Source organism: Aeromonas sp. 600774, assembly GCF_049175075.1.
GTDB lineage: Bacteria > Pseudomonadota > Gammaproteobacteria > Enterobacterales > Aeromonadaceae > Aeromonas > Aeromonas veronii_A.
Genome location: NZ_JAAKUJ010000009.1, coordinates 37,163 through 55,440 on the forward strand (window position 1 = coordinate 37,163; position 18,278 = coordinate 55,440).

Annotated in this window: 16 protein-coding genes; 3 read left to right on the forward strand and 13 right to left on the reverse strand. The window is 61.5% G+C overall.

Features of this window, described 5'->3' with window-relative positions; genetic code table 11:
- Window positions 1–149: 149 nt before the first annotated feature.
- From G5171_RS11125 to G5171_RS11160, 8 genes are all read right to left on the reverse strand, one after another.
- Window positions 150–2,909, reverse strand: a complete 2,760-nt coding sequence (locus G5171_RS11125) for a collagenase (protein WP_421260182.1) — start codon at window positions 2,907–2,909, stop codon at window positions 150–152.
- 216 nt (window positions 2,910–3,125) lie between these two features.
- A complete protein-coding gene (menE, locus tag G5171_RS11130; protein ID WP_421260183.1) occupies window positions 3,126–4,553 on the reverse strand; it encodes an o-succinylbenzoate--CoA ligase in 1,428 nt (475 codons plus the stop codon).
- The gene (gene menC / locus G5171_RS11135) at window positions 4,546–5,475 is read right to left on the reverse strand and encodes an o-succinylbenzoate synthase (protein ID WP_421260184.1); all 930 of its coding nucleotides are present in this window, start codon (window positions 5,473–5,475) and stop codon (window positions 4,546–4,548) included. Before menC ends, menE begins: the two co-directional genes overlap by 8 nt.
- On the reverse strand, window positions 5,475–6,335 hold the full coding sequence (menB, locus tag G5171_RS11140; protein WP_005354934.1) for a 1,4-dihydroxy-2-naphthoyl-CoA synthase: 861 nt from the start codon (window positions 6,333–6,335) through the stop codon (window positions 5,475–5,477). The genes menC and menB overlap by 1 nt, the downstream gene beginning before the upstream one ends.
- Window positions 6,328–6,453 carry a hypothetical protein gene (locus G5171_RS11145; protein WP_265177226.1) on the reverse strand — a complete coding sequence of 42 codons (126 nt, stop codon included), beginning with the start codon at window positions 6,451–6,453 and terminating at the stop codon, window positions 6,328–6,330. Before G5171_RS11145 ends, menB begins: the two co-directional genes overlap by 8 nt.
- Window positions 6,446–7,237: a 2-succinyl-6-hydroxy-2,4-cyclohexadiene-1-carboxylate synthase gene (gene menH / locus G5171_RS11150; RefSeq protein WP_421260185.1), complete on the reverse strand. Its 792-nt coding sequence runs from the start codon at window positions 7,235–7,237 to the stop codon at window positions 6,446–6,448. Before menH ends, G5171_RS11145 begins: the two co-directional genes overlap by 8 nt.
- Window positions 7,197–8,945, reverse strand: a complete 1,749-nt coding sequence (menD, locus tag G5171_RS11155) for a 2-succinyl-5-enolpyruvyl-6-hydroxy-3-cyclohexene-1-carboxylic-acid synthase (protein WP_421260186.1) — start codon at window positions 8,943–8,945, stop codon at window positions 7,197–7,199. The genes menH and menD overlap by 41 nt, the downstream gene beginning before the upstream one ends.
- A 32-nt stretch (window positions 8,946–8,977) precedes the next feature.
- A complete protein-coding gene (locus G5171_RS11160) occupies window positions 8,978–10,300 on the reverse strand; it encodes an isochorismate synthase (protein WP_216980054.1) in 1,323 nt (440 codons plus the stop codon).
- Window positions 10,301–10,508: 208 nt separating this feature from the next.
- On the opposite strand from G5171_RS11160, the gene G5171_RS11165 reads away from it, so the two are divergent.
- Window positions 10,509–11,414: a 1,4-dihydroxy-2-naphthoate polyprenyltransferase gene (locus G5171_RS11165; protein WP_421250737.1), complete on the forward strand. Its 906-nt coding sequence runs from the start codon at window positions 10,509–10,511 to the stop codon at window positions 11,412–11,414.
- 75 nt (window positions 11,415–11,489) lie between these two features.
- On the opposite strand, the gene G5171_RS11170 is transcribed toward G5171_RS11165, so the two are convergent.
- The gene (locus G5171_RS11170; protein WP_421260187.1) at window positions 11,490–12,884 is read right to left on the reverse strand and encodes a PepSY-associated TM helix domain-containing protein; all 1,395 of its coding nucleotides are present in this window, start codon (window positions 12,882–12,884) and stop codon (window positions 11,490–11,492) included.
- A 268-nt stretch (window positions 12,885–13,152) separates the two neighbouring features.
- Here G5171_RS11170 and G5171_RS11175 point away from each other — a divergent pair, with 268 nt between their 5' ends.
- Window positions 13,153–13,557: a hypothetical protein gene (locus G5171_RS11175; protein WP_421250739.1), complete on the forward strand. Its 405-nt coding sequence runs from the start codon at window positions 13,153–13,155 to the stop codon at window positions 13,555–13,557.
- Here G5171_RS11175 and G5171_RS11180 read toward each other — a convergent pair.
- The gene (locus G5171_RS11180; protein WP_216980058.1) at window positions 13,554–13,844 is read right to left on the reverse strand and encodes a YkgJ family cysteine cluster protein; all 291 of its coding nucleotides are present in this window, start codon (window positions 13,842–13,844) and stop codon (window positions 13,554–13,556) included. The genes G5171_RS11175 and G5171_RS11180 overlap by 4 nt on opposite strands.
- A gap of 88 nt (window positions 13,845–13,932) precedes the next feature.
- Window positions 13,933–15,312 (reverse strand): ATP-dependent RNA helicase DbpA, encoded by a 1,380-nt coding sequence (gene dbpA, locus G5171_RS11185; RefSeq protein WP_005335919.1) that lies wholly within the window; start codon window positions 15,310–15,312, stop codon window positions 13,933–13,935.
- Between the two features lie 542 nt (window positions 15,313–15,854).
- Here dbpA and G5171_RS11190 point away from each other — a divergent pair.
- Window positions 15,855–17,060: a NupC/NupG family nucleoside CNT transporter gene (locus tag G5171_RS11190; protein WP_005341473.1), complete on the forward strand. Its 1,206-nt coding sequence runs from the start codon at window positions 15,855–15,857 to the stop codon at window positions 17,058–17,060.
- Between the two features lie 64 nt (window positions 17,061–17,124).
- Here the strand turns inward: G5171_RS11190 and G5171_RS11195 are convergent, their stop codons facing one another.
- Window positions 17,125–17,625, reverse strand: coding sequence for a metal-dependent hydrolase (locus G5171_RS11195; protein WP_421260225.1), 501 nt, complete (start codon window positions 17,623–17,625; stop codon window positions 17,125–17,127).
- An 89-nt stretch (window positions 17,626–17,714) separates the two neighbouring features.
- Window positions 17,715–18,275 carry a cytochrome b/b6 domain-containing protein gene (locus G5171_RS11200; RefSeq protein ID WP_421250740.1) on the reverse strand — a complete coding sequence of 187 codons (561 nt, stop codon included), beginning with the start codon at window positions 18,273–18,275 and terminating at the stop codon, window positions 17,715–17,717.
- Window positions 18,276–18,278 lie beyond the last annotated feature (3 nt).

The window sequence follows — 18,278 nt, forward strand, 5'->3', positions numbered from 1 at the left end:
CGGCATTCTATTACAACTCGGCCGCCGGCGTCAGGCTTGATAACGGGCGGGCACCTCATTCGGGCAGAGGTTGTCGCAGCAGAGGTCGGGAAAGCGGGAGGATAAAGCGAGGGGCTGCGGTGGCAGCCCCTCTGGTCGGTGAAGGTCTATCAGTGGGCGGAGTCGTTACCCTTGCAGGCGTCTGACTCCTTGTTTGCTTGCCACCAGGGCAGCAGATCCCGGGCGAGCCATGCCTGATAGGCGTCGCTGTCGTTGGCGATCAGCCGGTCCAGCTCCCCTTCGAAGTCGCTCATCGCCTGCTGCCGATCCGGATTGCGCAGCGCCTGTGCCAGCGTCAGCCAGCTGGCGCCGCGACCGGTGTCGTTAAGGAAGCGGTGCACGGTATAGGACCAGGAGTAGACCATCTCGCCACCTTGGTCGTAGTCAAGGTGGAGGATAGCCGCCAGTGTCGGACGCTGGTTGGCGGGGCGGTTTGCCACGTTATCCAGACCCCGGGCAAAGCACTGGCCGTGGGCGATGTACTCAGCAATCCCCTCGGCCCACCAGGTGGTGCGGTTGAGCGGATAGTGGCCGAAGCTGCCGTACTGGTTGAAGCGGCCATCCAGATAGTGAACGTACTCGTGGCGCAGGTTCCACACCTGGAAGGCAGGGCGTTTCCACTCTGCCTCATAGGCGAAGAAGCGGGCCTGATTGCCGGGACGAGCTGGATCCCCCTCGATGTAGATGCCGCCATTGTCAGTGGAGACACCAAACAGCGCGCTGCCGTAGCGGCCCCAGTCGGCGGAGGAGTTGAAGATCACCAGCTCCAGCGCCTCGTTGTGATCATCGGCCACCGGTTGCCAGCCTGTCTCCATCTGCTGGTGGAAGCGCTGCTCTTCATCACCCAGCTCGCGGCAGATCCCTTCGGCCTGAGCCTGGGTCAGATCCTGAGCACGCAGACGCAGGGTTGGCGAGCAGGTGTGCTCGAACGGCAGAATATCTTCCATGCGGATCGGGGTACAAAGCTCGGCGAACTCACCGCTGACACAGGCTTCGCTGGTGCGATCCGTGTAGGTGAGGTAGTAGCTGGAGAGGGTCAGGGAGACCTCTTCCAGCATGGCAGCCGGATGCTGTCCACCCGGGATCAGCCCTTGCTGGCGCATGATGGCGATGACATCGCGATCCAGCTGCTGGCGATAGGCGATCGCCTTATCCAGGCTGGTGTGATGGAGATAGCGCATCATCTGGTAGAGGCGGCTGTGGGCATCGAGGATGTTGTTGAAGATAAACAGATCCCGTGAGCCATCGCGCTGTTTCCAGAGGGCCAGCTCGCTCAGGCCCAGTTGCAGCAGGCTCTGGCGCAATGCCGCCTCCTGTTGCAGCACAGCTGCGCTGAAGTCTGCCTGCTGACCGTAAGAGGCGCTCTGATCGACCAGATTGAGCAGCTCGAACAGGCCATCGGCCCAGGGTTTGTGGCCATTGATCTGTGCCGCATGTTGCACCGCATAGCCGAGCGCCTGGTTGAGCTGGGCCAGCATGGGGGCGGCACTCTGGCGGAAGGCGGCTTGGCCAAGTTGTCCCTGCGCCGCTACGCTCCAGGCTTCCAGCACTGTGCCAGCCTGATCCTGTGGTTCGGCACCCAGCAGCAGGGGGTGGTTGAGCAGATCAATCATTACCCCGGCTAGAGCCCGGGCGGCCTGATCACTCTCTTTGCCAACGCCGCCATGGTAGTTATGGGCGCGCACATAGTAGAGCAGCTTGTCCATTGCCGGATGGGTCGGCTGGTTGGCCGCCAGCAGGGCACGCATGCCGCGAACCACCGCCATCAGCTTGGCGTCATCGTGGCCGTAATCCGCCTGCCAGGCAGGGCTGTTCTGGCCGCTCACGTCGGCCACCAGTTTGGCGGCATCGCTGTCGAGCAGATCCACATCGGGCTGCTCTGGCTCGGAGCAGAGACGACCGTTGGCGCGGCGGCACTCCAGCTGCTCCTCCTTGCTGGCCAGCACGATGGGGCGATTGAGCACCCGACTCTCCTGCCACGCTTTGCTCTCTGGCAGGGGTTGCCACTCGCCGCCAGCGACCGGGTATTGGTAGCCGCTATCTTGCAGCGTTACCTGAACCTCGCTGCCTGCAGGGATCACCTGACGGCAGATGCGATAGCGGATGGTGTTGCTCCCCTCCTTGCGTTCCTGCGGCTCATCACACTCCTGCTGAGGCGTGAGCTGATCCAGCTGCCACTGATAGCGGCGCCAGACGTGGATCTCGCTGACCTGAGCGGCAGCCTGACTGCCTGCCACCGGTTGCAGACGGAAAAAGATCTGCTCCAACCGGCCATCCCGCTCACTCGGGGTCTCTTCAAGTACCTGCAACTGCTGCCAATCCTGCGGCTGATAGTGCCACTCCGACTCGGTGCAGCGGCCCTGCGCGTTGAGTTCGCAGCGATCCAGCTCCCTTTCGCTCTGACCCAGGATGATGGCTTGTGGCAGCGGCAGACGATCCTGCCGCTGGGCGGTCGGCGTGCCCGCCAGCTGCTCCCAGCGACCCTGCTTGAGGCCATAACCAAAGTCATAACTGCTGGCGGGAATGAGCTTGCCCGCCGGAATCCGATCTTCACAGCGTACGAAGCGGATCTGCCAGCCCGCATCTACCTTGAGCTGCGGCTCGCCACACTGCTGTTCGGCCAGTGCGGCGAGATCGCTGCTCTGCCAGTCGAAGCGACGGTAGACCCTGAGCTGCTGATAGGGGGCGTTGCTGCTGCGCGCCTTGAGCTCGTAGGTGATCTCGGTGATGCGCGCAGCCAGTTGCCGGCTCGATTCGCCAGTCAGCTGATACTGTCGCCAGTCATTGGGGGAGTAGTTGGCTTGCGCCGAGGATGTAGCCAAAAGCAGGGGGCCTGCCAGCAGCAGCCACCCGGTACCTGAACGGTTCATTTTTATCCCTTTGTTGTTTGTGTATTGTCTTGCGAGTAATCGCAAAGCAATCTAAATGGTTCCAAAGGGATATCAACTTTCAATTTTAGGCCATATAAATCAATAAGATGTCATGGCCTAGCATCTATGCGGATTATCGGGAGCTGCCGCCGCAGTGAAGACTCACATGTTTCCTTTTCTGTTTTCAGAGCAGATCGGTAAATTGTGAGTCCGATCTCATTCAGCTTGTTGTGCCCGAGTGGTCAGCTGTCGGGCAATCTTGCCCAACTGTTGGCGTGAGGGTTTGAGATTGCCGCCAAGATCGGGCCAGGGGAGCCAGTGGTCGGGCACCATAAAGCCGGGCAGGGCGCTGCGGATCCAGGCTGCCAGTTCGGAGTCGGGAACCGGTCCGCCGTGCCAGTCGATAAAGGCGGCGGGGCGTTGCCCCCATTCGTCGCTCGGTACCGGCACCACCAGCGCCTGGGCGACGGTGGGATGATCCACCAGTCGCTGTTCTATGGTCTCGGGCTGGATATTCTCACCGCCCGAGATAAAAAGGTTGTCGAGCCGACCCTCTACCAGCAGTTCCCCTGCCGCAGTGAACCTCCCCTTGTCGCGGGTATGAAACCAGCCTTCGTTATCGAGGGGCAGTTCCAGCTCGCCATCTCGGTAGTAACCGGCAAACAGGGTGGCGCCGCGCACGCAGATCTCCTGCTCCCTGATGCACACTTCCCGTCCCGGTAGCGGTTTGCCAACTACGCCTGCATCGCCGGGGATAGCGGTGCAGACCTGGCTCCCCATCTCGGAGAGACCATAACTCACCTTGGGTTCGAGCCCCATGGCGCAGAGTCGGCTCACCAGCGGTTGCGGGATGGCGGCGCCACCGAGCAGCAGCTCGCGCAGGCGGGTGCGAGCGGGATCAAAACCCTCTGCCAGCAGACGCCAGAGCTGGGTTGGCACCAGCGAGAGGTGAGTGATGGGCTGGCACTCCAGCCGCTCCTTGAGGGAGCGTTCACGTTGATCCAGTACCAGAGTGGCGCCCGCCAGAAAGACCCGAAACAGGATGGCGTAGCCGCCCACATGGAACAGCGGCAGGGAAAGCAGCCAGCCGGACTTCTCATCGAGGGGAATGAGGCTGGCAGAGCCGCGCGCCGAGGCCTGGTGGTTGCAGAGCCGGTGCACCACCGCTTTCGGCGTGCCGCTGGAGCCGGAGGTGAGGATCATATTGTTGAGTTGGGTCGATTCCAGCGGCCACGCTTCCTCTCTTGCTGGCAGTTCGCGCGTGAAGTCGATCGGCAAGGGCTGCCAGTTGCCTGCCGGGATCTCCCCTGCCGACCAGAAGGCATCGGCATCGAGTTGCACCGCCAGCTCGCGCTGCTTTTCGAGAGGAAAGGCGGGGTTGAGCGGGCAGAACACCACGCCGCTGCGCACGCAGGCCCACGCCAGCAGCACATCTTCCAGCGCACCGCGCACCACCGCCGCCAGATGAGCGCCACGACGCACTCCGGCTTGTTCCAGCTGTTGGCACAGGCTGTTGAGGCGAGCATCGAGCTGGCGATAACTGAGAGGCGAGGCGGTGTGGATGGCAATGCGGTTCGGGGCTGTGATTGCCCGGTGGCGTACCGGGCAAGGCGTCTGTTCGGATGAGCTGGAGGGGTCAATCACGGTAATACAGTTGCTCCAGTCGGCTCAGATCCGGTTTGCCATCTTCCCCCAGCAGATTGCCTGCCATCCAGCGGCGGGTATCCAGACCCGGCGCCTGTTCCGGCGCCCATTCGCCCGCCAGATGAAACAGCTGGTTCAGGCCCAGATCCGATTCGAAGCAGGAGGAGATGATCACCTTGAGCCGCAGTTCGCGGGCGCGGGCGATCAGCGCTTCGCAGTTGGCGAGTGAACCGAGCAGGGTAGGCTTGAGCACCAGCGCGCGCAGTTGCGGGATCGGCTCCCACGGCTTGCCTTGTGCCAGCAGCTCGTCCAGCGCCACTGGCATGCCGGTGCGGTTGGCGACAAAGGCGATGTCGGCAAAGTCGGCGCAGGGGTCTTCCAGATACTCGATGCGGTTCGGGTCGAGGTGGCCGCAGAAGGTCCACGCCTCCTCGCGAGTCCAGCCCTGGTTGGCATCCAGCACCAGCTTGAGGGAGGGGATGCGGTCGCACAGCAGGCGGATCAGCGCCAACTCGTCACGCATCGGGTAGCGCGCCACCTTAAGCTTGGCCTTGCCGGGCGTGCGGTTCAGCCACTCTTTCCAGTTGCGCAGCAGCTCCTGGGGGGAGCCTTGAATGAGGGGATAGGGCTCCGGCAGCGGGTTGCTCTGCTCGGACCATGTCCGGCGCGCGCAGTCGAAGCCAAATTGCACCGACGGCAGCACGGGGTTCGGGGTATCGCCGGCGGCCAGGGCCGCCAGCGTGGCAAGGGCTTCTGCCTCTGCCTGTTGCAGGCTCTCTTTCGAGAAGCCGGGCAGGGGGGCAATTTCCCCCCAGCCGTCGTTGATGCGCACCAACAGCCCCTCTCGCGCCACCTCCACCTTGCCGTGAAAGGTCAGTGGCTGGGTAAAAGGCAGTTGATAGCGATACAGGGCTAGTGTCATCAGGGGTTCCGCTTGTATTTGGAGAAGTCGGGGCGACGCTTTTCGTTGAAGGCGTTGCGGCCTTCCTGACCCTCTTCGGTCATGTAGAAGAGCATGGTGGCATTGCCCGCCAGCTCCTGCAAGCCCGCCTGACCATCACAGTCAGCGTTGAGGGCGGCTTTCAGGCAACGCAGCGCCATCGGGCTGTTTTGCAGCATTTCACGGCACCAGCGCACGGTTTCACGCTCCAGTTCGGCCAATGGCACGACGGTGTTGACCAGACCCATGTCGAGGGCTTGCTGGGCATCGTACATGCGGCAAAGGAACCAGATTTCGCGGGCTTTCTTCTGGCCGACGATGCGAGCCATGTAGGAAGCACCCCAACCGCCGTCGAAGGAGCCCACTTTCGGGCCGGTCTGGCCAAACTGGGCGTTGTCGGCGGCGATGGTCAGGTCACACATCATGTGCAGCACGTGGCCGCCACCGACCGCGTAACCGGCCACCATGGCAACCACAGGTTTCGGGCAGGTACGGATGTCGCGCTGGAAGTCGAGCACATTGAGGTGGTGAGTCCCCTCGTCATCACGGTATCCACCGTAGTCGCCACGGATCTTCTGATCGCCGCCGGCGCAGAAGGCTTTCTCGCCAAAACCGGTCAGGATGATGGTGCCGATCTGATCGTCATAACGGGCATCGGCTAGCGCCTGCAGCATCTCTTTGACGGTACGGGGACGGAAGGCGTTGCGTACCTGGGGACGGTTGATGGTGATCTTGGCAATGCCATCGTTGGACTTGTGATAGAGGATGTCCTCGTAACCGGCGGAGCAATCCTGCCACTCAACCGGAGCGTACAGTTCCGCTTCCGTCATTGCTTCAATCATGGTTTTTTCCTTCTGATCTGGGAGAGTGCAGTTGCGCACCGAGTTGAACACAGAGTTGGGCAATCCCGGCATGTTGAACAGGTGCATACAGTTCAGCTTCCGTCATTGCTTCAATCATGACTCGTCTCTTCTTGTTGGTTGACCCACTCCGCGAGGAGTCGGGCAAAGTTATCAGGCTGATGGGCATGCAGATTATGGCCGCCATCCAGCTCCAAGTGGTTGATTTTGCGATGCTGACTCGCCATGAGGCAAGCCAGCTGATGGAATTTGTGATCCCGCTTGCCGCTGACATAATTGACAGGCAACTCGCCTTGCCCCAGCCAGGAAGCGAGATCCGGCTGCTTGCCAAGGGAGGTTGCGCGCAGCATGGCGGCCACGGCCTTGCCGTCGTTGCCAAGGCGGCGAGCGATCTGGCGGGCGCGGGCCGCCTCGTCGAGATCGGCAAATACCCCCTGCCGATACCAGTCGGCCAGCACGTCAGCCAGGGGCTCGCGCTCGAAGCGCTCTGCCCAGCTCTCATCGTGGGCGATGCGGGCGGCCCGCTCACCGGTTGGCAGCCCCGGGTGGCAGTTCTCCAGCAGCAGTCCCGATAGCCCCGCCGGCTCACGGCTGGCGTGGTAGAGGGCCAGTCGCCCGCCCAGCGAGTAGCCGACCAGCAGGTAGTGCTCGATACCGCGACTGGCTAGCTCGCGGCACAGCCACTGGTGACTCTGCTCGAAGTCGTTGACCCGCAGCTCGTGATGCTGGCCGTGACCCGGTAGGTCGAGGGCAATGCAGTGGTGGCCGGGCAGGCGGTCAATGACCGGTTGCCAGTCGTTTCCATCGCCGAGCAGACCGTGCAGCAGAACCAGCGGTGTGTCGTTACAGCTCACGGATGGTGGCTCCCAATGCCTTGAGATCATCGGCCACCTGCTCGCTCGGTACCCTGATCTCGATCAGGGTAACGCCACCCTTGAGGGCCAAACCGTACTCCTGCTCGAACTCGGCCAAGGTTGTCGGAGCGCGGTAGGCGAGGCCAAACATGGCGGCGGCATGTTCAAAGCCGAGGCCGTGGGGCAGCCGATAGTAGCTCTCCAGCAGCTCCCCTTCGGTGGGCACCGGCAACATGCGAAAGATGCTGCCGCCATCGTTGTTGAGCAGGATCACCACCAACGGCTGGCTCGCCTTGCTGAGCAGGGCCAGGCTGTTGAGATCGTGCAGGGCGCTCAGATCGCCGATCAGCAGGGTGGTGGGTTGGTTGCTGCTTTGCGCAAATCCGTAAGCGGTGGCGATAAGGCCATCGATGCCGGAGGCGCCGCGGTTGGTCATCACCCGGCTCGGCCCCTTGCCCGTTTCGCCGAGCATGTCCATCAGTCGGGCTGGCATGCTGTTGCCGACAAAGAGCTGCCCCTCGATAAGGCGATTGATGCGATGGCAGACTCCGAGCTCGGAGAAGCGATCGCAGGCAGCGGCTATCGCCTGACCGACCGGTTGCAGCAGAGTTGGCAACCGATGCCAGGGAGCCTTGCTGGCCGTGACCGGATGGGCAGAGGCAAAAGCGCTGGCACTGCAGAGTAGCCGGTTGCGCAGCCGGTAGTCGGGATCGAGCCGCGCCGGTTGCGGATCCACCAGCCAGTAATCCTGCCATGAATGGTGTTTTATGAACTGGCCAAGCCGCTTGGAGACAAGCCGCGCGCCAAATTGCAGCAGCACCTCGGCGCGGCCCAACTCGGCGACAAATTCAGGGTCGTTGAGCGCCAGATCCATATGGATTAGGTTGCGGCTATCGAAACGGATCTGGCTCTGCAGATCTGCCAGCAGCGGCCAGCCGAGTTGCTCCGCCAGCGCGGCGGCGGCCTGTGCCTGATTCGGGTCGGTAATGCGGCCAGCTACAACGATGCCGCGCTGTTGCCGAAAGGTTTCCCACTCCGCCTGAGGTGGGCAGGTCGGCTCGTTTTGCTGCCACGGGCTCCAGGGCTTGTGCGAGCCGAGCCAGTCACCGAGGGGGGCCAGATAGTCGGAGAAATCCTGATAGTGCTCCCCCGGGTAAAGGGGCTCCGGGTACATGCAGTTGAAGTGCACCACCCCGGGGGTGAGCGCCTGTTTGGCCAGCGCCTGATCCACCGAGCTCAGCACAAACGCCGCCGGAATAGTCGGGGTGGGGCTCGGCAGGTTCTGCTGATAGACGGGGTAGCGGCCGAAGATCCCCTGCTGGTCGATCGCCTGATTGGCGCCGTTGTCGATAAGCTCGTGAGGGCGATCGGCGGAGAGAATAATCAGCGGTACGCCGGTGAGCTGGGCCTCTGCCACGGCGGGCCAGAGGTTGGCTACCGCGGTGCCCGACGTCATGATCACCGCCACGGGCCGGTTGCTCCCCTTGGCAAGACCCAGCGCCATAAAGCCGAGACCGCGCTCGTCAAAGTGCAGGTGACGACGAAAGCCCTGATGGGCGGCGGCTGCCATGGTCAGCGGCGCAGAGCGGGAACCGGGGGCCAGCGCGATGTCGCGCACCCCGAGGCGAAAGAGCTCCTCCAGCAAGAGGGAGGACCAGACGTGGTTGAAGGTGGCGTGCTGGCTCGAAAACGGGGGGCAGGAAAACTCTTCGCTGGCAGGCTCTTTACGGGTGGGCATAGGGGCTCTCGTAGCGTGAAAAGGGTGAATGACTATCCCAGCAGGGAGAGCACATTGGCGATCTTGTTGTCGAGCTCGGCCCACTCGGCGACAGGCTCGGAACCGGCGACAATGCCGGCACCGGCAAACAGGGTGACGCTGCCCGGCTGAATGCGGGCGCTGCGAATGGCGACCGAGAACTCGGAGGTCTCCCTACTCAGCATGCCGCAGGCACCGGCGTACCAGCCCCGATCGTAGGGCTCGAACTCGCGGATAAAGGCGAGCGCCGCCTCGCGCGGGGCACCGCCCACCGCAGGAGTCGGATGAAGGGCATCGAGCAGCTGCCAGTCGCAGACGCCGGGCTTGAGCTCGGCCTCAATATCGCACTTGAGGTGTTGCAGCAGCCGCAGTTTCAGAATGCGTGGCTCGGTCAGGGTGGCATCGTGGGTCAGTGGCGCCAGTCGGCTGAGGATGTCGGCATGTACCAGCCGGTTCTCCAGCCGGTTCTTGCTGTCGGCCAGCAGCTCGGCGGCCAGTTGGGCATCCACCTCTTCATCGCCGGAGCGGCGAATGGTGCCCGCCAGCGCCTCGGTAAAGAGGTGGCGATCTTCCCGGCGGTAGAGCCGCTCGGGGGAGCAGGCGATAAAGGCCTGCTCGGGGGAGAATTGAAAACCGAAGTGGAAGCAGTCCTGGGCGTGGCGGGCCCACTGGTCGAGCATGGCCCAGGGATTGATATCCGCATCGTGGTTCGGACTGGTCAGCACGCTCTCCCGCGACAGCACCACCTTGGGGGTGTGGGCCTGAAAATCGGGGGCGGTGACGCGCTCCACCAGCGTCTGCCACTGGGCGGGGCCGGGGCAATCCTGTCGCTGCCAGGGCTGCTTTTGCAGGGCGGGCAGCGCAGCTTCCGGACGCAGGGCATCGAGGGCGGCTTCGGCCGCCTGCAGTTCGGCCTCGAGATTGTTTTCATCCAGCCAGAGGTTGAGGCAGAGACTGACGCACTCACCACGGCGCACCAGCTCGATGCGGGGCAGCACGAAACGGCAGGGGCCAAACCCTTGCCAGCCGGACTGGGCCGGATCGAACGCCAGTCCACCATAGTAGCGAGGGCTGTCGTCATGATGCTGGTTGGCTGTGTTCGTGCACACCTGCTTGATGGCGTGCGGTTCGGTCAGTTCATGGATGGCGCCCAGCGCGACATACTCGGGACGAGCCTCTCCACGGGCCTGCCAGTAGATGCGGGGATAGAGGGTTTGCGCCGCGAGCCAGCCCAGAAAGGAGCGGATTTCGATCGCCACTCGCAACCGTACGAAGCCGCTGACGTTGCTGTGACGCAGGGCGTCCAGTTGTTGCTTGATATGGGTCTGAGCCAACATGGATTCTTGTCTGAGCCGGGTAGTAACGAGCGATCCGGTAGCTGGATGCCGTAGGTTTATGCCAAAGGGCGATGATTTCCTATATATTATCTGCCCATTCGTCCATGTAAATCGCCCGCGGGAGCTTCACTCTCCGGGGTCAAGTATACCCAAATCCTGTTCGATAACCCTTAACACGATCAATATCCGATTGTTTGGCCATCACAAAATGACAAATACCTTCTCTGTTTGGTTGCTGGCGGCGCGTTTGCGAACACTGCCGCTCGCCTGCTCTTCCATCCTGCTGGGCTCGGGGCTGGCTGCCAGTCGTGGCGCCTTCGATGGCACCATCATGGCGCTCTCCCTGCTGACCGCCATCCTGCTGCAGATCCTCTCCAATCTGGCCAACGATTACGGCGATGCGGTCTCCGGCGCCGACAACGGTGAGCGGATCGGCCCGCAGCGGGCGGTGGTCTCCGGTCTTATCACCAAAAAGCAGATGTGCGTGGCGATGGGGCTGACCGCGCTGGCGGCGGTGGCCAGTGGCCTGATGCTGCTGGGCTGTGCCTTCGGCGGCCAGTGGCTGCAGATTTTGGCATTTGTGGTGCTGGGTGGCGCGGCCATTGTCGCGGCGGTGACCTACACGGTCGGCAAGACCCCTTACGGCTATCGCGGGTTTGGCGATATCTCGGTGTTCCTCTTCTTCGGTCTGCTGGGGGTGCTCGGCTCCTACTACCTCTTCACCAAGAGTCTGGAGTGGGATCTGCTGCTGCCTGCCACCGCTTGTGGTCTGCTGGCCACCGCCGTGCTCAATATCAACAATGTGCGCGATATCGAGACCGACGCCGCCAGCGGCAAGATCACCCTGGCAGTGCGCCTTGGCCGCAACCGTGCCATCGCCTATCACTGGGTGTTGCTGGGGGCGGCGCTGCTGGCAACCATCGCCTTTATCCTGATCCAGCCCGCCAGTTTCTGGCCGTGGATCTTCCTGCCCGCCATGAAGCCCCTCAGCGATGCGGCGCGCACCTTGCGCGAAAGCTACGATGGCGAGGTGCTGACTGGCGCCCTCAAGAAGACCGCCATCAGCGCGTTTCTGTTCAGTCTGCTGCTCTCTATCGGGTTGGCGCTCTCCTGACTGCTGGTCGCAGCTCGCCAAGGCGAACAATAAAAAGGGCTCCCGATATGGGAGCCCTTTTTGGTTTTGGCCGGTTTAGCTGGCGCGCGCCACCCTGAGAGGGCGGCGGGAGAAAATCAGGGTATCCAGCAGCCAGATGGCGACCATGGAGGCGCCCACCAGCGGGAAGGCGATCCCCAGCAGGATCAGCAGGGCGATGGCACCGCGCATCGGCGGGAGTTTGGCAGGCAACGGCGGCGCGGCGAGACGGCCCTGCGGACGACGGCACCACCAGATCCACAGACCACTCACGGCGCTGGCCAGCACCATCAGGCAGATAAGCAGCATGGCCAGCTGATGGGGCCAGCCGTAGAGCTTGCCCATGTGCAGCATGACGCCACTCTCTACCGTCTTGGCGACCGGGCCGTAATCCTGCCAGCGCACATCGGCCAGCACCTTGCCGCTGTATTGATCGACATGCAGGGTGGCGTCGTTGCGCGGATCGTCGGCAAACAGGGCGATGGTGTAGACGCTGGTGGCGCCGACCGGCGGGGTGATGCTGTAACCCGGATGGACTCTCCGCTCATGGGCGATCTCGACGACCCGTTGTAGCGCAATGCGCTGGCTCGCCATCACCACTCCCTCATGCTCGCCATGGTTCATGGCACCGTGATCGTGTCCCTCATCGACCGGCTGCGAGCTGGGCATAGGGGTGTTCTCCACCGCCCAGGGAACGGTCTGCTCGTGTGCCTGATTCAGGGTGCGGGCCAGCGGCGCCGATTTGGGCACCTCGTTCCACATGGCGGCGGGGAAGCGGTTCCAGACAGCGGCAAACTTATCGCCCCAGAAGCCGGTCCAGGTCATGCCGCTCAGCAGCAACAGCAGCAGGAAACCGGCGCCCCAGAAGCCGACCACTGCGTGCAGATTTCGCCACCAGAGGCGTCCGCGCTGGTTCACTCTGGGCCAGAGGATGCCGCCCACCCCGGGCCCTTTGCGTGGCCACCAGAGGTAGAGACCGCTCAGCAGCAGTACCAGCCCCCAGCCTGCGGCGAGTTCGATCAGCCGATCCCCCGTGGTGCCGAGCAGCAGGTCGGCGTGCAGGGAGCGAGCCACTGCTTGCAGATTCCACTTGTTATCCATGGTGCCGAGCAGGGCGCCGCTGGCGGGATCGAGGAACAGGGTAAGCTCCTGCTCGCCCCGATTGACGATGAACTGGGCGCTCTGCTCGGGAGCGACAGGCGGCAGGTATTTACGCAGGCTGGCATCGGGCATGGTCATCATCGCCTTGGCCAGCAGTTGGTCGGCACTCAGTGTCTGGCTGGCGGGGGTGACCTTCATCAGCTCGGGGTACATCAGGTTGTCGAGCTGGGGTTTGAACAGATAGACGATCCCGGTCAGTGACAGCAGGATCAGGAAAGGGGCGACAAAGAGACCGGCGTAGAAGTGCCAGCGCCAGATCCGTTGGTAATGACTCGAGTCCCTGTTTTTCATTGCACATCCTTGTTGGAGCACCAAACCTTTCGGTTGGTGGAATGTTTGTGGCGGCGCGGATAATAGCAGTAACGTTTCGTTAACTGCAATCACACATCTTGAGATCGGTTCGGTGCGGGATGTCGGTAACATGAGGTGCCAACGGTTTGCCGGATAGGATGAGCACGCTTTGGGAAAAGCCTGTTTGCTGCTGGACTTTTCCTTATAAATTATTACCTTGTGGTAACAATTTGCAGGCGATGGTGGTGGTAACGGAATGGGAGCAGTCATGCAGCCACATGGGCAATTCGACATGGAGCGCAGGGGCCAGATGCTGATCTGCCGCCCGCGTGGCCCCTTCAATCTGGCAGGCGCCGTGGCCTATGAAGCGCGTTTTCGTCACGAACTGGCCGGACTGATGGATAGCCCCTGGGGGATTGTCGAGGTCGCGACCGAGTTCGAAGCGGCCGGGCCCGAGGTGCTGGCCCGTTTTCGCCGCCAGTTTGGCTGGTGTGCCGAGAACGGCTGTCTCTTTCTGGCGGTTGTGCTGTCGGGGGGATTCAAGCGCTATCTGGCCGATCAAATCTTCAAAGGCTTGCCGTTTCGGGCTGTGCGCTATTTCGAGCAGGAGGGGGCCGCCATTCGCTGGCTGGAGCAGGAGCTATCGCTCTGCGCAGTGAGCCGCTCAATTTAACCGAGATTGATAAACCACTTGTCCCGCTCGTCGATGCAGTCGGGTTCCCCCATCTCGAATTCACGGCAGATCAACGGCCGTACCTCGTAGATACGGCACATCATGGTGTTGCGGTCGAGGGCGGCGCACCAGCCATCGTCCAGCCGGCGCATGACCGGTATCTCGCCTTCCCGTTCCAGTACATAACGGTCCGGCACGCCAGTATCGGTAAAGAGCATCACTTCGAGGCGGCAGCAGCAGGCTTCGCAGTTCTGGCAGCTCACATCGGTCTGGATTGCTTGGGTCATGGGGCCTGTCTTGCCGCATGGCGGCATCGGAGATATGAAACAGGCGCCTGTCAGGCGCCTGTGGTCTGGCTAAAGGCTTGCAAAAACCTTAGCCCAGTTTGCGGGCGCGGTAGCTGCGACCCTTGATCTTGCCTTCCTGCAACCGCTTGAGGGCGGCGCTCGCCACGCTGCGCTTCACCGCGACGTAGGAGTACTGCTCGGAGATCTGGATCTTGCCCACATCGGCGCCGGCAATGCCGCCTTCACCGGTCAGGGCACCCAGAATGTCACCGGCCCGCACCTTGGTCTTGCGGCCTGCATCGATGGAGAGGGTCACCATCTGCGGGGCGATCGGCTTGATGTCGCGACCGATGCTGTCGAGATCACCCAGCGGCATCGGAGCCTGCTGGTACTCTTCGATAAAGTTGACGCGCTGGGCCTCGTTCGGCTGATAGAGGCTCAGGGCCAGACCCTGCTGGCCGGCGCGGCCGGTACGGCCGATGCGATGCACGTGCACTTCCGGATCATAGGTCAGCTCGTAGTTGATGACGGCGCCCAGCTCCTTGATGTCGAGACCGCGGGCCGCCACGTCGGTGGCCACCAGAATGGTGGCGCTGCCGTTGGCAAAACGCACCAGCACCTGATCCCGCTCACGCTGCTCCAGGTCGCCGTTCAGCGCCAGCGCCGAGAAGCCCTTTGCGGCCAGATGGTCGGCCACGTCGTTACAGGCGCGCTTGGTGTTGCAGAACACCACGCAGGAGCTGGGCTGGTAGTGGCTCAGCAGCCAGGTGAGGGCGTCGAGGCGCTGGCCGGCGGGCACTTCGTAGAGCTTCTGTTCGATGGCGCTCCCCTCATGCAGGGACTCCACGCTCACCTCGACCGGATTGCGCTGCACGCCGCGGCTCATCTGGGCGATCCCTTCCGGATAGGTCGCGGAGAAGAGCAGGGTCTGACGCTGCTGGGGGGCATAGCTGATGACCCGGTTGATATCTTCGCCAAAGCCCATGTCCAGCATGCGATCCGCTTCATCCAGCACCAGCGTCTTGAGGCCGGATAGCTCCAGCGTGCCTTGCTCCAGATGCTTGAGAATACGACCCGGGGTGCCGACGGCAATGTGGGCACCAAAGCTCAGGGTGGCGGACTGCGGTGCGGTCGGGGTGCCGCCGCACAGGGTGACCAGCTTGACGTTGGGCAGGGCGCGCGCCAGACGACGGATCTCCTGAGCCACTTGATCCGCCAGTTCTCGGGTCGGGCAGAGTACCAGTGCCTGCACTTCGAGGCGGTTGACGTTGAGCTTGGCCAGCAGGCCGAGACCGAAGGCGGCGGTCTTGCCGCTGCCGGTTTTTGCCTTGGCGATCAGGTCTTTGCCATCGAGTACCAGGGGCAGGCTCTGGGCCTGGATCGGGGTCATTTGCAGGTAACCCAGGCTGGTGAGGTTCTCTTGCAGGGCGGGGGAGAGATTGAGGCTGCTAAATTCGCTGTTATTCACAAAAGGACTCTATTTCGGAGAAAACGGGGATGCGCGAGCGCTAAGGCTGCGCATCATACCAGAATGTGACACCGGATGTGGCGGATTTTTGAACGGTCAGCGATGGGGGAACATATGGGGTCATTTGTTGCCAGATTGGTTGTGAGCAATATGTGAAAGGATATCGGGGTAATTATTCAAACATGCATGTAATTATTTATTGAGGATAAACGTTTGCTATTTCTGTTGTTTAAATATAATGATTGAAAAATATTCAATTGGCGAGTGCGGCATTAAATATAATGTTGCGAAAATGATGTCGAGATATTTTGGAGGGCCGTAAAAATGCCATTTTAATTGTGTAATATCATGTTTTTTAATGAATTTGTCGTCGTCAAAGTTGTGCGATTAATATCAGGTTGTTGCGTAATTAATTTAAAAACGTTTGTATTATCCTGCATGCATATTATTACACGGGATTGTGATGACTCTCTGATTTTTAAATGTGCAAATGTCTATGATGGCGCCGGTCGAAAATTACAATTCACTCAGGTGCTACAGGTATGGAATACGTTCACTTTGTGCTCGGACTGGTTATGGTCCTCGCTCTTTCTCTGCTGGCTAACCGCCACAACTGGAGACAGATCAAGCTGCGTTATATCGGCCAACTGCTGGTGGTCGAACTGGCGCTGGCCTGGTTCATGTTGAACTCGGAAGTGGGTCTGGCTGTAGTAGGTGGCTTTGCCGCTGGCTTCACCAAGCTGATGGAGTTTGCCAAGCAGGGAACCGACTTCGTATTTGGCGGCATGATGAATGAAGGTTCATTTACCTTCTTCCTGATGGTGTTGATGCCCATTGTCTTCATCTCCGTACTAATCGGTATTCTGCAGTATATCCGCCTGCTGCCGCTGGTTATCCGCGGTATCGGCACCGTGCTGGCCAAGATCAACGGCATGGGCAAGCTGGAGTCCTTCAACGCCATCAGCTCGATGATCGTCGGTCAATCCGAGAACTTCATCGCGCTCAAGAAGATCCTGCCGCACCTGAACGAGAAGCAGATGTACACCCTGGCGGCAACGGCCATGTCCACCGTCTCCATGTCCATCGTCGGTGCCTACATGCAGCTGATCGAGCCGCGTTACGTGGTGGCTGCGCTGGTGCTCAACATGTTCAGCACCTTTGTCGTGCTGTCGCTGATCAACCCCTACGAGCCGGACAATACCGTGACCGATGCCAAGGCGCTGGCCGAGGGCGACGAGCACCATACGCCGAAGAGAGAGAACTTCTTCGAGATGCTGGGCGAGTACATCATGGCCGGTTTTTCCGTGGCCGTTATCGTGGCGGCCATGCTGGTGGGCTTTATCGCCCTGATTGCCCTGGTCAACTACCTGTTCGAGCTGGCGTTTGGTGTCAACTTCCAGTACGTCATGGGCTACCTCTTCTATCCAATCGCCTGGATCCTGGGTATTCCGAGTGGTGAAGCGCTGCAAGCGGGTTCCATCATGGCGACCAAGCTGGTGACCAACGAGTTCGTGGCCATGATGGATCTGGGCAAGATTGCTGCCGAGCTCTCCCCGCGTACCGTCGGCATCCTCTCCATCTTCATGGTCTCTTTCGCCAACTTCAGCTCCATCGGCATCATCGCCGGTGCAGTAAAAGCGCTGAACGAAGAGAAGGGCAACATGGTTTCGCGCTTCGGTCTGAAGCTGGTCTACGGTTCAACTCTGGTCAGCCTGCTCTCTGCTGTTATCGCAGGCATCATGATCTGATCTTCTAGTGGCATCTGCCACGGTTTGAGCCCCTGACCTCGTCAGGGGCTTTTTTGTTGCTGGCTTACAGGCGCCAACCGCACCACCAGCCGGCAACCAGCAGGGTGAGGGTGCAAAAGCCGGTTTCGATGGCGCCGCCACTGCGCAGCGGCCAGCCCGGCAGCCGGTAACGGCGTTTGATGGGCCAGAAGAGCGGAATGCCTGCCGGGGTGAGCCAGTCCCCCAGCAGATGGCTGAGGTAGCCGACGATAAGGGCATCCTTGACCCCCATGGGCAGAGTGCCCGGCGGCAGACTCTGGTTCAGCCCCCAGACAGCGGCGGTGACCGCCAGCAGACTGTGAGTGAAGCCGCGATGGCCGAACAGCCGCGACAAAGGTTTCGAGATCCACGGCAGTCGCTGCCCCAGCACAGATTTGGGGTGGTCGAGGTCGGGCAACAGGGCGCTGGCCAGCGCGGCAGGGATGGTTTGCCACAAGCTGGCATCGGCCAGGGCCGGAGTGAGCTGCAGTTTGTGGGCGATCAGGGTGCAGGTAACGGAGAAGAGCAGGTGCCCTTGGGCGGTCATGATGATTACGGCGTAGATAAGATGGCGGCGCATCTTACCAGTGTCGCGGGCTATTGCAGCAAAAAACCGGGTCCCGATGGGCCGCCCGGTTATTCACTGCGCGGATCTTCCACCCTGATGTCAACGGGCACCCGTTTTTTACCCAGCACCATGGCACGCAACAGATCACTGTGGGTTAGGCGATCAGTCAGGATCACCACGGTTGCATGGATGCCAACAGCGGCCATCAGGGTGTTGGCAATGATACCGTGCAGCTCCTCCAGCCACTCCTCACCCCAGAAGGCATCCCAGGTGGTGAGCCAGCCTGTGATGACTGTGCCAATCAAAGAGAGTAGCAGTAGCCAGATCATCAGTGCTCCGAGCGGGTTGTGGCCGAGGTAGTAGGGGTGGCGCCCACGGGCCAGCTGGAGAAGGTAGTGGCGGACCCGAGCCGGTGTCGGCCACCACTGGCCGAAGCGAGCGTAATGGGAACCGACAATCCCCCACAGCAGGCGGATGATGAGCAGGACTCCTACTGCGTAGCCGGCATATTTGTGGGGCTTGCTTCCCTCTTCCAGTACGAAGAAATTGAGCAGGCAGAGGGCGACGGTCGCCCAGTGGAACACCCGGATGAGGGGATCCCACACTTTCACTTCAGATGAGGTTGTCATGGC

Coding starts and splice junctions, on each gene's coding strand:
- menH (WP_421260185.1), bottom strand. CDS start 7,237: ATGATCTCAAGGCATTGGGAGCCACCATCCGTGAGCTGTAACGACACA.
- G5171_RS11160 (WP_216980054.1), bottom strand. CDS start 10,300: ATGTTGGCTCAGACCCATATCAAGCAACAACTGGACGCCCTGCGTCAC.
- menC (WP_421260184.1), bottom strand. CDS start 5,475: ATGACACTAGCCCTGTATCGCTATCAACTGCCTTTTACCCAGCCACTG.
- G5171_RS11200 (WP_421250740.1), bottom strand. CDS start 18,275: ATGACAACCTCATCTGAAGTGAAAGTGTGGGATCCCCTCATCCGGGTG.
- G5171_RS11190 (WP_005341473.1), top strand. CDS start 15,855: ATGGAATACGTTCACTTTGTGCTCGGACTGGTTATGGTCCTCGCTCTT.
- G5171_RS11180 (WP_216980058.1), bottom strand. CDS start 13,844: ATGACCCAAGCAATCCAGACCGATGTGAGCTGCCAGAACTGCGAAGCC.
- G5171_RS11195 (WP_421260225.1), bottom strand. CDS start 17,625: ATGACCGCCCAAGGGCACCTGCTCTTCTCCGTTACCTGCACCCTGATC.
- G5171_RS11165 (WP_421250737.1), top strand. CDS start 10,509: ATGACAAATACCTTCTCTGTTTGGTTGCTGGCGGCGCGTTTGCGAACA.
- G5171_RS11145 (WP_265177226.1), bottom strand. CDS start 6,453: ATGATTGAAGCAATGACGGAAGCTGAACTGTATGCACCTGTTCAACAT.
- menB (WP_005354934.1), bottom strand. CDS start 6,335: ATGATTGAAGCAATGACGGAAGCGGAACTGTACGCTCCGGTTGAGTGG.
- menD (WP_421260186.1), bottom strand. CDS start 8,945: ATGCCCACCCGTAAAGAGCCTGCCAGCGAAGAGTTTTCCTGCCCCCCG.
- G5171_RS11175 (WP_421250739.1), top strand. CDS start 13,153: ATGCAGCCACATGGGCAATTCGACATGGAGCGCAGGGGCCAGATGCTG.
- G5171_RS11170 (WP_421260187.1), bottom strand. CDS start 12,884: ATGAAAAACAGGGACTCGAGTCATTACCAACGGATCTGGCGCTGGCAC.
- G5171_RS11125 (WP_421260182.1), bottom strand. CDS start 2,909: ATGAACCGTTCAGGTACCGGGTGGCTGCTGCTGGCAGGCCCCCTGCTT.